We start from the raw sequence: 12,054 nt of genomic DNA, 5'->3' as shown, positions 1-12,054 counted from the left end.
GAACAGCCAGGAGTATTTAATCATGCTGAAAATCAGAAACCTGCGTGCAAGCGTTGAAGGCAAAGAGATTCTGCGCGGCATCGACCTCGATGTGAAGCCGGGCGAAGTGCACGCGATCATGGGGCCGAACGGCTCGGGCAAGAGCACGCTTGCGAATGTGCTGGCGGGCCGCGACCAGTTCGAGATTACGGGTGGCGAAGTATCGTGGTTCGGCTCGAATCTGCTCGAGCTTGCGCCGGAGGAACGCGCGCGCGAAGGCATTTTTCTCGCGTTCCAGTATCCGGTCGAAATTCCGGGCGTGAGCAACGTCTATCTGCTGCGCGCGGCGCTCAATGCGCAGCGCCGCCATCGCGGCGAACCGGAACTCGACGCGATCGATTTTCTCGAGCTGCTGCGAAGCAGGATGGACGTGATGCAGATGAACGACGATCTACTGCATCGCGCGGTGAACGAAGGGTTCTCCGGCGGCGAGAAGAAGCGCAACGAGATTCTGCAGATGGCGGTGCTCGAACCGAAGCTGGCGATTCTCGATGAAACCGATTCCGGACTCGATATCGACGCGCTGCAACTCGTGGCCAAAGGCGTCAATGCCATGCGCAGCCCCGAGCGCGCGATTGTGCTGGTCACGCACTATCAGCGGCTGCTCGACTACATCGTGCCGGACTATGTGCACGTGCTGTCGCAAGGGAAAATCGTGCGGTCGGGCACGCGTGAGCTGGCGCTCGAGCTTGAACAGCGCGGTTATGGCTGGCTCGTGCAGGGTTCCGACGAAGAGGCTTCTGCGCAGGTGACGGTATGAAGAGCGAGTCCCTCGACCATCTGACGCAGGTGTTCACGGCGCTTGCGCCGACTTTGCCGGGCGCGGCGCTGCCGTGGATGAACGAGCGGCGCTTGCGGGCCTTCGAACAGTTTCGCGTGCAGGGGTTTCCGGCGCGTACCGAGGAAGCGTGGAAGTACACGAATCTCGACGTTCTGAACGACAAGCTGCTGCGTTTTGCACCGGCCCTCGATCATCAAGGCTATCAACAGGACGTCGAACGGCTCGTGAAGCTGCATGCGCTCCATGACGCACACCGGTTGGTGTTTGTGAACGGCGCGTGGGTGCAGGAGCAGTCCGACATCGGTGCGCTGCCGCCGGGCGTATTTATCGGCAGCCTCGCCAGTGCGCTCGAACAGATGCCCGACGAAATCCGCAAGCAACTCGAACGTGACGAAGAGTTCAACGGGCTCACAGCGTTTAACGCCGCTTTTGCGCGCGATGGTTTCGTGATGCTGATACCGCCGCATACGATGCTCGACAAGCCGCTGCATGTGCTCTTTATCGGCGGCGGCGAAAGCGATCTGACCGTCCAGCCTTTGAACCTGATTGTCGCAGGGGCGCACGCGCGTTGTGCCGCCGTAGAACAGTATGTTGGCACTCGGGAAAACTGGTACTACACAAACACGGTGACGCACATCCATGCGGATGACAACGCGGATGTGCAGCACTATCGCGTGCAACAGGAAGCGCCGGCCGCCGTTCATACGGGAACCGTCATTGCCGGGCAACGTAGCGCGAGTCGTTTCTCGTCGTATGCGTTTTCGTTCGGCGCCGCGCTCGCGCGCTCGACGATTACCGCGAAGCTCGCCGCGCCGGGCACGCACACGACGCTCGATGGCCTTTACGTCGGAAACAGCAAGCAGCATCTCGACCACTACACGATGATCGATCATGCACACCCGCAATGCTCGAGCCGCGAGACTTACCGCGGCGTGCTCGACGGCTCCGCGCACGGCGTATTTAACGGGCGCATCGTCGTGCGCCAGGATGCGCAGAAGACCGATGCCGATCAGGCCAATCACAATCTGCTGCTGTCGCGCAATGCGGAAGTCGACACCAAGCCTCAACTCGAGATCTTCGCCGACGACGTGCGCTGCACGCATGGCACAACGGTCGGGCAGCTCGACGAAACGCAGCTGTTCTATCTGCGTGCGCGCGGCATCGACGAACCGGCCGCACGCGCGCTGCTGACCTTCGCCTTTGCGCGCGACGTGATCGACCGCGTGGCGATCGATTCGTTGAAAGCGCGTCTCGAAGCCACCTTGCTGACGCGGATGGCCGATGCACCGGCCGACGCAAAGGATGCCTGAAGGAGCGTATGCATATGAAACGCATCGATCTGGAACGCGAAGACCTCGTGCGCGTATGGCGGCACGATTTTCCGATTCTCGACACCCGTCCGAACGGCAAGCCGCTCGTTTATCTCGACAATGCGGCGACTACGCAAAAGCCGTATCGCGTGATCGAGGCGGAAGCCGACTACTACCGCAATACGAATTCGAACGTGCACCGCGGCGTGCACTGGCTGGCCGAGCGCGCAACGGAAGCCTACGAGCGTTCGCGCGCGACGGTCGCGAAGTTTATCCATGCCGCGGACACGTCTGAGATTATTTTCGTGCGCGGCACCACCGAAGCGATCAACCTCGTCGCGCACAGCTTCGCGCGGCCGCGTTTGCAGCCGGGCGACGAGATCGTCATCTCCGCGATCGAACATCATTCGAATATCGTGCCGTGGCAGCTTGCATGCGAACAGACCGGGGCGACGCTGAAAGTCGTGCCGGTCGACGATACCGGCACGCTCGATGTGAGGGCGTTTGAAGATCTGCTGAGCCCGCGGACTAAACTCGTTGCGCTCGCACATGTGTCGAATGCATTGGGCACGATCAATCCGATCAAGCGGCTGATCGACATTGCACATAAGCATGGCATTCCTGTGCTGCTCGACGGCGCGCAGGCCATTGCACATGTACCCGTCGACGTGCGGTCGCTCGATTGCGATTTCTACGCTTTTTCGGGCCACAAGCTGTACGGCCCGACCGGTATCGGCGTGCTGTACGGCAAGGCGAAATGGCTCGGTACGATGCCGCCGTGGCAGGGCGGAGGCGACATGATTCGCACCGTGTCGTTCGAAAAGACCACGTACAACGAACTGCCGTGGAAATTCGAAGCGGGCACGCCGAATATCGCCGGCGCCATCGCGCTTGCGGCTGCGATCGACTATATCGGCTCGCTCGGCTTCGGCGCGATTGAAGCGTGCGAGCATGCGCTGCTCGAGCACGCGACCGATGAATTGCAGCGCGTGGACGGGGTGCGGCTGATCGGCACGGCCGCGGAAAAATCGGGCATTCTGTCTTTCGTCGTCGACGGCATTCACGCGCACGATGTCGGCTCGATTCTGAGCGATGCCGGCGTTGCCGTGCGCGCTGGCCACCATTGCGCGATGCCGGCCATGGCGCGCTTTAACGTGCCGGCAACGGTGCGTGCTTCGCTAGCGCTATACAACACGCACGAGGAGATCGACGCTTTGGTGAAGGGCCTTGCGCGCGTGAAGGAGCTGTTCGGATCATGAGCGATATCCGCGAGCTGTATCAGGAGGTGATCTTCGATCACTACCGCCGGCCGCATAACCGGCATGACGTCGATCACGCAAGCCACATGGCGGTGGGTTACAACACGCTGTGCGGCGACCGCGTCAAGCTTGCGCTGCGCGTCGAGAACGGCATCGTGACCGAGGTTGGTTTCGACGGCGAGGGGTGTGCGATCGCCACCGCATCGGCATCGATGATGACCGATCTCGTCAAGGGCAAGACGCTTGAGGAGGCGGAACGGCTTATCGAGCGCTTTCAAGGCATGGTGACAAGCGATCATGAACCCGCGCAAGGCGATGTCGAAGGCCTTGGTAAAACACGGATTCTCGCCGGCGTGCGTGACTATCCGGCGCGCGTCAAATGCGCAACGCTTGCGTGGCACACGCTATCGGCGGCATTGCACGGTCGCAAGGAGCATGAAGAATGAGCGGCGAATCGTTTAGCGACGAAAGCACGCGTCCGCTGAAAGACCGCGTGATCGACGGATTGCGTACGCTATACGACCCGGAGATCCCGGTGAACATCTACGATCTCGGTCTGATCTACGACCTGAAGGTCGACGAGGAAGCAGGCCGCGTCGAAATCCAGATGACGCTGACGGCGCCCGCGTGCCCGGTCGCAGAAACGTTTCCGTCGGTGGTCGAGGAAGAAGTGTTTTCGCTGGCAGGCGTACGTGACGTCAAGATTGAACTCGTGTGGGAGCCGCCCTGGACGAAGGCGCGCATGACCGAGGCCGCGCGTCTTCAACTCGGTATGTTCTGATCCTGGGCGGAGTCGGTCTGGAGCGTTTCGGCAGTGAACCCCTCATGTGCACCGCCCGCCGCTGAGGAAGAGCGACGCAGCGCAAGCGCCTGCGCTTCGCTTGGCGCGACACCGAATCGCTCCTTGAACGCGCGGCTGAAATGCGATGCGGTCGTAAATCCGCACTCGAACGCGACCTGTACGACCAGATTGCGCCGCCATGGCGTCGCCGCAAGCAGCTGAGCGGCGCGTTCGAGGCGCACCGACTGCACGTAGCGCATCAACGACGTGCCTTGCGCCGTGAAAAGACGGCTCAGATGCTTTTCGGACACGCACGCATGCGCGGCAATCTGCGACGGAGAGAGATCCGCATTGCCGGCGTTACGCGAAATAAACTGCTTCGCCTTGAAGATGATGGCCGCCGGTCCGCGGCCGGTGCGAACCACGGTCGGATCGTCGATCACGATATCGAGCAGATCGAGCAACTGATCGCCCAGGCGGCGCCTGACCTCGGCGCTCGACGCGCCTGATTGCTGGCCGAGCACTTCGATCAACGCGCGGACCGCCTGCACGTCTGGCGAAGACACATCGGGCAGATAAATGCCACGCAATGCGCAGCGAAAGCCGCGTTCGCGCAGGGCGGAACGCGGAAAGCGCAAGCCGAGCCCGGTCGCGCGTTCGGTGACCATTTCCCGGTAAGGCTCTTTGGGATCGAGCACGACGACGTCGCCCTCGTGAATCACGCGTGTTTGCCCGAACTGTTCGATGATGGCGGAGCCGCTTTTGACGACCTTAAGAAACAGATGGTCGTGCGTCAACGGCGACTCGTCGGGAGACACGGGCGTGATCGTCTGATGGCGAAAATCGGCAGACAGGATCGCGATCTGCCCGGCGCTCCAGCTGGTAAAACCTGCGTCGATCGAACGTAGCGGGTCCATCCGGCAGTCGATACCGAGCGAGCGCAAGCGTTGCTGCCATTCGTACTGGCCGGCAGCGCCGCGGCTATAGGACAGGTATTGGGAAGGCGTGGTCATCGCAGTGTCTCTATGAAAACGACTGCGCGACGTCAAATTCGCTTTGCGCAGTCGTACCTTTATTGGACACGTGATGGATAGCTTCTATTCCGAAGTTCCGATGTCAGGTGATCGTTTACGTATTTGAAAGGCCTAAGCCGCCTCGAACAGGTCGGTTGAGCCGCTTGTCAGCGGCGCCTCGTTGGACCAGCCGGCAAGATTGTCGAGCGCGATCTCGCCAAGCATATCGATAAAGGCGGGCGCTTCATTGAGGCAATCGATGCGATGGAATTCCATGCCGCCAAATTCAAGGAAAATATCGCGTCCCTCGATGCCGATTTCTTCGATCGTCTCGATGCAATCGGCCGTGAATCCGGGGCAAAACACGTCGACGCGCGAAGTGTCGGCGTCGCCGAGGTCGGCGAGCATTTCGTCCGTCGCGGGTTCGAGCCACTTCTGATAACCGAAGCGCGATTGAAACGTCACGCAAAATTGCCCGGGTGCAAGTCCGAGTGCAACGGCCAGCAAGGCGCCGGTTTGCATGCACTGGCTGTAGTAAGGATCGCCGAGTTCGACCGAGCGCAATGGCAAGCCATGAAAGCTGAACAGCACCTTGTCGCCCGCGGCGAAGTTTGGCCGGCCGTTCGCATCCCAATAGCGCTGCACCTGACGACGCAGCGCTTCGATATAGCGCGCGTCCGCATGATAGTGATTGACGAAGCGCATGACGGGCTGGTTGCGGATTTTTCGCAGCGCGGCCGCGATCTTGTCGAATGCGGTGGCGGTGGTCGACGCCGCGTATTGCGGATACATCGGCAGCACGAGAATGCGCTTCACGCCGTTCGCGCGCAGCCGAGTGATGACCGCCGCAATCGACGGGTTGCCATAACGCATCGCATGTTCGACGACAATGCGCTTACCGCGCGCATCGAACCACGCCTGCAGCTCGCGCGCCTGACGTTCGGTGTGCACGGCAAGCGGTGACCCTTCCTGCATCCAGATCGATTCATATTTCTTCGCCGACGCGCGGCTGCGAAACGGCAGCACAAGTCCGTGCAGAAGCGGTTGCCACGGCCACGCCGGCAGCTCGACCACGCGCGGGTCGGACAGAAACTCGGCAAGGTATCGCCGGACATCGCGCGGCGAGGGCGTGTCGGGCGTGCCGAGGTTGATCAGCAGTACGGCGGTGTCGGCTGAGTGCGTATCGGTGTGCCTGGCGGGGCTGAGGCTGGAATGCATGACGTGGACTCCTGAAGCTCATCACATGCTCCAAGTGTTGCACCGGCGAATGCGGTCTTCAATGAGTACGCGCCGTTGCTCCATGACAAATGCACCGCGTTTTCTGCCACTGTGAACGGGATTTACGCGCTGCCTAGACCGTCATGAAGTACGGGTACGGAGGCTGCGCGACGCGCGAACGGCGAAGCGTCGCCTGCTCATCGAGATCGATGGCCTGTTTGTCCCACAATAAGGCACGGCCTTTGCGTTGATCTTCTTCGAGTCTCGGGTTTTTCGTCTTCAACGAATTGAGAAATTGGGTTGCGTCGGATTGGTACATTCCGGCCTCCATACAAGAGAATCGACTACACAAACAGGATGATGAGCATGACGTAAGAAAATATCGCTCACCTCGTGTCGATTCGAGTATGAGTTAGGTCAGATTGCGTGAACACATCGACGAACGCGCGATTTCTGCCAGACGTCCTGTGTTTGCTGCCGTGTTCGCGTGCGGGTTTGCTTCTCACATCGCCGTTTCTTTCGCGTACTGGGCAACTGGCATCAGGTGCTCCGGCGCCGGTTCCTGTATGCCGAGCTGAACTGCTTTACGAACGAGATCAGCCACGGTCGTCGCGCCCATTTTTTTCATCGCTTCCCTGCGGTAGATCTTGACCGTGATCTCGCTCAGGCACATCTGGGACGCAATCTGCTTGTTCATCAGACCGCTTACCACGAGCGTCATCACTTCGCGCTGCCGCGGGGTCAGCGAGTCGTAATGATTGCGCAGCGCCGCCAGCGACCGTTGGTAGCGTATGCGCTTCTCATCGACTTTAAGCGCCTCGGCAACCACATCAAGCAGTTCCTGGTCTCGAACCGGCTTCGTCAGGAAGTCAAACGCACCGGCTTTCATCGCTTTGACCGACATTGCAACGTCGCCGTGCGCCGTCATGAAGATGATCGGAATATGAATTTGACGCTCTCGCATCTGGCTTTGAACGACAAAGCCGCTTGGGCCTCTTAAGCGCACGTCGAGCAGCAGGCACGATGGCCTGTCGGGCATGTTGCTTGTCAGAAAGTCCACTGCGTGCGAGTAGGTCTTTGCTTGTAGTCCCACCGAACGGAACAAAGATTCGACTGCTTCGCAGATCGGTGAATCGTCATCGATTACATAGACGATTCCGCTGCTGTCGTTGCTCTCCGAGCCACGGCTGACTGTCTCGCTCATAGATTCTGCAAAACCGGCTATATCTTGATTACTGGTTACAGTTCGCGGTTCGCGCTGTGTTGAGTCTACGCAACCGGAGAATGGCAAGAAGTCTACTCAATGACAGATATGTTGTCACGGAGCGCGCGAAGAGTTGAGGATTGCATGGCCCGCGAGTTGCCATGAAAAGGAATGCGTATGAATGAGTGAAATGCTGTGCTGACGCGGGTTCGGGCGGCTCGTTCGGGAGGCCCGTTCCCGACGCCGCTTTCATGCGGCGCGTTTGATCCTTCGCGTAATCGCGACGAATCGCCGGCAGGTCCCCGCCACTTCGCGGCTGTTCGGCCCAATCGTTCGATCCGCTGCGTCCTCGGAGATCGTTGAATTTGCAACGATGTCGCTGCTGCCGCCGATACTGGAAAGACAGCTTATGCGTGTAACCGGTATTTCAGCGCCGGTTGCCGCTCCCGGCGTGCGTTCGGCTTGAGTGAACCAGAAACCGTCGCCGTGTCCCGCCACCGTACTGCTGATCTCGAGTGTGTCCGGAATCGTCGCAGCATGCTCGATAAAGCCAACGTCCGCGATACCTGTTTCGACAAGGCGGCATACATCTGCCGCCGAGCCTTCCATCATGGTCAGATTGATCTCAGGGCGTTTGCCGATCACGGTCACGACGAGTTCGTGCGCAACGGCATGGGACTGGCCGTGCAGCGTGGCGACGCGCAATGTCTTGCCTGGGGTGCCCCGATGCATCGACCGGATCTGCCCGACGGTTACGTCCACGAGCTTGTACGCGGCGCGAACCGCGCGCCACAGCGCATCGCCCTGTTTCGTGAGTTCGATACCGCGGCCGTGCCGGCGAAAGACGCGATGGCCGACCGCCAGCTCGATTTCCCGAAGCTGTTTGCTCAACGCCGATTGGGTGACATTGAGTGCGATGGCCGCCTCGGACAACGATTTATAGGAGGCAACCTTAACGAATTGACGCAGCTGGTAGTCGATGTTCTTCATACCGATTTCGTTCGTATACGGCCAAAACAGACAGTGGAGGGTGCCGGGATGAACAGAACTCCTACTGAAATGCACTCAACGAATCGGCACTCGATGTTCGTACATAGTAGTAGGTACAGAACGCGACCGTCAACGCGCGGCCGGCACTGCATAGCTGGTATGTAGCCGTAACCGACGAAAGCGATTGAAACGGTTATCGGGCGAGGAGGGTAACCACGTTATCCCAATACGCGATCCGTCAAGACCGGCATCCGTATATGCGAGCGGAGGCTGCGGAATATTCACCGGGCCCGCAATGTTATGGAAGCAGAGGTATTCATGGGCTGATTCGACAGTCGCGGTATCGGCGCCGAATCGGCGAACAGTCAGTCGATTTCGAGTGGGTATCGCCTACCTTTGCACACATGCACACCACCATTCTTGCACCCGCGGTCTTGCTGGCGGCATGGACGTCCGTTCTGCTGTGGGGGCCGAGCCTCTTTGCGCTGCTGCTGGCAGCACTGGCTGGGAGTCATCCGGCGAGGACGACGGCACGCCCGGCGCGCGACTCGACGCTCGAGTCCGGTGTGCTGAAAACGGCTACATGGATTCGCTACGATACCGCCCGGCTGCTCGACGCGCCGGTGATTTTCTATGTGGTGTCGCTTGCGCTGGAAATGAGTCAGCGAGCAAGCGACTTCGATAGTAGCGTTGCGTGGTGCTATGCGCTGTTGCGGATCGCGTATAGCATCAGCTGGCTCGTTCCCGCCGATAATCCGACGCGACGTATTCTGTTTTTTTCGTCCGCGGGCGCGCTGCAGGTACTGATGATACGGTGCCTTTTCGATGTGCTTGCGTGATGCGCTGTCGCGCTCACTCGCCTGCGGCGTACCGCTGACGGGCGCGGAAGTTCGCAACCTTGTGGCGATTGCCGCACATGGCCATGCTGCACCAGCGGCGCCGATGTGCCTTGGTTCGATCGTAGAACCACAGCACGCAGTCGTCAGCCTCGCATTTCCGGACCAGTTCGAAGTCCCCGGTTGCGAGCAGCTCCGCGGCCGCTTGCGCGACCGGCGATAGCAGTTGCTCGGGCGACGAGCGCTCATATTCGTGGACGACGTCGAGATGCCCGTGCGCTTTGCGAACCAGGTTCACGTGATACCGCACATGGACGAGAAAAGCATTGAGCGCGGCGATGTCGACCCGCTTTCCCTCTTTCTTTTGAATGACGAGCTTCCTGATGACGTCGCGCAGGTGGCGGGCGGAGCCGAGCAGGGCGCCCTTTCTGAATGACGGCTGCTCCTTCGCGTCGAGATACCCCATTGCCTGCAACCAGGCAACGACATCGCCATCGGTTTGGAGGTAGTCGTACAACTCGCCCTCATTCGTTGCCAGCGTATTGGCAAAGTCGAGCGCAGGGTCGTCAGCAAGCTGCAGAAACGCTTGGGAAGGGGCAAGCATCAATCTTCTCCAGTAACCGGGAAGCCGATTGTAACCGGTAAAACTGTAAATGACAAGTTATTAGCCGGTCAAATCTGGGTGTCGGCGCTTGCGGGTCCGGTAACCAGTATTCGCAATATACAGGAGTCTCGGCGTTCAAGGGGTTCGCCGTTCGCCTTTTTGCCCGTGGCGTACGGGCAGGCGTGCGGCGGACATCGGTGTATGCGCGGCACAGAAAGCGGACGCCATGACGAGCGAATTGGCTTACGGTTGATGACGTAAGTGAATGCCAGTGCAGGCAAGATGTCAAGTTTGGGCGACGCAGAAGTGGGTGTGATTGCGTAACGGGCGACGGCCGGCACCGGGAAGACAGGTATGGGCAACAACGCGCAACCGCAGGAATCGGCGCGAAGTTCATTCGCTTCCGAGAATGAGCGCCGTAAGGAAGGCAGCTAACAGCGAGCGCAATAGCGGCTAGCGTTGCGTTATCGCGCTTCCGATACGAAATCGGCCAGGTGACTTCCCAAAAGCACAGGCTCGTCTTCGGGCAGAAAGTGTCCGGCCGTCTCTACGATCTCGATCTTCGCGTTTTGCAACGCGTTCGCGAGCCGATGCCCGTATTCGACGGGCTGAAAATGGTCGTGCGCGCCCCAGATCAGCAAGACCGGAATGTCGAGCGCCTCGATATCGGCGATTCGTGCCATGAGGTCTTCGCTGCGCAGCGCGCGGGCGGCGCGCAGATAGGCGAGACGGCCGGCCACGCCATGGAAAGGCCGTTCATAACCGGCAACGAGTTCGGGTGTGACGAGTTCGCTTTTCGCTAACCCATGCTTCAAGCCCTTGGCAAAGCCTCGCTGCAGATCGAAATCTTCCGCGCCCAGAATGGCGTCCCAGGCGGGATCTTTAAGGCGTGCAATGCCGGGTTCGGGAAACGAGTCGTAAGCGACGCTGTCGACCAAGGCCATTCGATCGACCGCCAGCGATGTATCGAGCGCAAGCAATTGTGCGACGCCGCCGCCGATATCGTGGCCCACCACGGCGCCGCGTTGCCAACCTGCCTCATGCATCGCGGCCGCAATGAAATGCGCCTGTGCGCGCACACCGATGTCGAGCGCCTCCGGCTTTGACGAATCGCCGTATCCGACCAGATCGAAGGCAATCCAGCCGCATTGCTTCGCGGACAGTTCCGGCGTGACGTGGCGCCAAAGATGGCGGTTCGTAGGAATGCCGTGCAGCAATACCACCGTGGGCGGTTGAGCGGAGCGCGTATAGGCGATCCGCTGACCTTCAACGTTGATTGAGCCTTCAAGCGGCATTTGCATGGCCAACCCTTAGTGGTTCGCTGGAGAAGCTGTTGCAGCCTGCGCGGCGGCGCATTCGACGATGGCGAGGTCGAGACAGGCTATGAGCGCCACACGCGAATCGTCGGCGCGTGAGCGCTTCATGGCGCGGCTGATTGCGAAACTGCCTTGAACCACGGTGACGATGGTGAGCGCGATGTGGGCGGCGGGCAGCGCCAGGCGGATCGATCCCGCTGCCTGTTCGCTTTCAAGAATCGCTTGCAGCCGGGCCTCCAGGTGCTCGAAATAACGCGCTAAAGGAAGCCGCAGTGCATCGTCCTGAACCGCGGAATCCCAGACGAGCCGGCCAACGCGGCAACCTGACAACGGCCTTGTATTCTGCTCGAGAAAGCTAAGCAGACGATCCTTGAAGCGTCCACCACGCGACATCGCCTGTTCGAAATCCGCGATGCGCTCGTCGACGACTTCGACGATCGCGGTAAGCGCCAGCGCCTGCTTGCCTGGAAAGTGATGATAGAAACTGCCCTGGCCTGAATGACTCTTCAGCTGAATGTCGCGTGGGCTCGTTGCTTCATATCCCTTGTCCCAAAGCAGGTCTTTCGTTGCCTCGATGATGTCTTCCCGCCGGCCCATCTCTACGCGCCTCCTGATCGTTCGGCATGGTGCCCGTCCTGGTGCCCATGTCCTTGCTGCGTACATACTATTAAGTACAGCACCTGGGGTCAAGGCGCGATATGGC

At 60.0% G+C, this 12,054-nt stretch carries 14 protein-coding genes; 6 read left to right on the top strand and 8 right to left on the bottom strand.

What is annotated here, in order from left to right; genetic code table 11:
- Window positions 1–22 precede the first annotated feature (22 nt).
- From sufC to KZJ38_RS32640, 5 genes are read left to right on the top strand one after another with little or no spacing between them, the layout of a single operon-like run.
- Window positions 23–799 carry a Fe-S cluster assembly ATPase SufC gene (gene sufC, locus KZJ38_RS32660; RefSeq protein WP_219801165.1) on the top strand — a complete coding sequence of 259 codons (777 nt, stop codon included), beginning with the start codon at window positions 23–25 and terminating at the stop codon, window positions 797–799.
- The gene (gene sufD, locus KZJ38_RS32655) at window positions 796–2,130 is read left to right on the top strand and encodes a Fe-S cluster assembly protein SufD (protein WP_219801164.1); all 1,335 of its coding nucleotides are present in this window, start codon (window positions 796–798) and stop codon (window positions 2,128–2,130) included. Before sufC ends, sufD begins: the two co-directional genes overlap by 4 nt.
- A 14-nt stretch (window positions 2,131–2,144) precedes the next feature.
- Window positions 2,145–3,389 carry a cysteine desulfurase gene (locus KZJ38_RS32650; RefSeq protein WP_219801163.1) on the top strand — a complete coding sequence of 415 codons (1,245 nt, stop codon included), beginning with the start codon at window positions 2,145–2,147 and terminating at the stop codon, window positions 3,387–3,389.
- Entirely contained in the window at window positions 3,386–3,835 is a 450-nt protein-coding gene (gene sufU, locus KZJ38_RS32645) for a Fe-S cluster assembly sulfur transfer protein SufU (RefSeq protein ID WP_219801162.1), read from the top strand. The genes KZJ38_RS32650 and sufU overlap by 4 nt, the downstream gene beginning before the upstream one ends.
- Window positions 3,832–4,170 (top strand): SUF system Fe-S cluster assembly protein, encoded by a 339-nt coding sequence (locus KZJ38_RS32640; protein WP_219801161.1) that lies wholly within the window; start codon window positions 3,832–3,834, stop codon window positions 4,168–4,170. The genes sufU and KZJ38_RS32640 overlap by 4 nt, the downstream gene beginning before the upstream one ends.
- On the opposite strand, the gene KZJ38_RS32635 is transcribed toward KZJ38_RS32640, so the two are convergent.
- The 5 genes from KZJ38_RS32635 to KZJ38_RS32615 all read right to left on the bottom strand — a co-directional run bounded on the left by KZJ38_RS32635 (window position 4,152) and on the right by KZJ38_RS32615 (window position 8,595).
- Entirely contained in the window at window positions 4,152–5,183 is a 1,032-nt protein-coding gene (locus KZJ38_RS32635; protein ID WP_219801160.1) for an AraC family transcriptional regulator, read from the bottom strand. The two genes, KZJ38_RS32640 and KZJ38_RS32635, sit on opposite strands and share 19 nt — an antisense overlap.
- Before the next feature lie 132 nt (window positions 5,184–5,315).
- Window positions 5,316–6,401: a ferrochelatase gene (gene hemH / locus KZJ38_RS32630; protein ID WP_219801159.1), complete on the bottom strand. Its 1,086-nt coding sequence runs from the start codon at window positions 6,399–6,401 to the stop codon at window positions 5,316–5,318.
- Window positions 6,402–6,534: 133 nt separating this feature from the next.
- On the bottom strand, window positions 6,535–6,720 hold the full coding sequence (locus tag KZJ38_RS32625; protein WP_219801158.1) for a DUF3460 family protein: 186 nt from the start codon (window positions 6,718–6,720) through the stop codon (window positions 6,535–6,537).
- Between the two features lie 183 nt (window positions 6,721–6,903).
- Complete coding sequence (locus KZJ38_RS32620) at window positions 6,904–7,605, bottom strand: response regulator transcription factor (RefSeq protein ID WP_219801157.1); 702 nt, start codon at window positions 7,603–7,605, stop codon at window positions 6,904–6,906.
- A 249-nt stretch (window positions 7,606–7,854) separates the two neighbouring features.
- Window positions 7,855–8,595: a LysR family transcriptional regulator gene (locus KZJ38_RS32615; protein ID WP_219801156.1), complete on the bottom strand. Its 741-nt coding sequence runs from the start codon at window positions 8,593–8,595 to the stop codon at window positions 7,855–7,857.
- A gap of 404 nt (window positions 8,596–8,999) precedes the next feature.
- On the opposite strand from KZJ38_RS32615, the gene KZJ38_RS32610 reads away from it, so the two are divergent.
- Entirely contained in the window at window positions 9,000–9,434 is a 435-nt protein-coding gene (locus tag KZJ38_RS32610; RefSeq protein WP_219801155.1) for an MAPEG family protein, read from the top strand.
- 13 nt (window positions 9,435–9,447) lie between these two features.
- On the opposite strand, the gene KZJ38_RS32605 is transcribed toward KZJ38_RS32610, so the two are convergent.
- From KZJ38_RS32605 to KZJ38_RS32595, 3 genes are all read right to left on the bottom strand, one after another.
- Window positions 9,448–10,035: a CGNR zinc finger domain-containing protein gene (locus tag KZJ38_RS32605; RefSeq protein ID WP_219803767.1), complete on the bottom strand. Its 588-nt coding sequence runs from the start codon at window positions 10,033–10,035 to the stop codon at window positions 9,448–9,450.
- 464 nt (window positions 10,036–10,499) lie between these two features.
- Window positions 10,500–11,336, bottom strand: coding sequence for an alpha/beta fold hydrolase (locus KZJ38_RS32600; RefSeq protein WP_219801154.1), 837 nt, complete (start codon window positions 11,334–11,336; stop codon window positions 10,500–10,502).
- Between the two features lie 9 nt (window positions 11,337–11,345).
- Window positions 11,346–11,948 (bottom strand): TetR/AcrR family transcriptional regulator, encoded by a 603-nt coding sequence (locus KZJ38_RS32595; protein WP_219801153.1) that lies wholly within the window; start codon window positions 11,946–11,948, stop codon window positions 11,346–11,348.
- Window positions 11,949–12,054: the final 106 nt, after the last annotated feature.

This window comes from Paraburkholderia edwinii, assembly GCF_019428685.1.
Classification (GTDB): Bacteria; Pseudomonadota; Gammaproteobacteria; order Burkholderiales; family Burkholderiaceae; genus Paraburkholderia; species Paraburkholderia edwinii.
The sequence above is the reverse complement of the archived record's forward strand: the minus strand, read 5'-3'. Positions and strand labels throughout refer to the sequence as shown.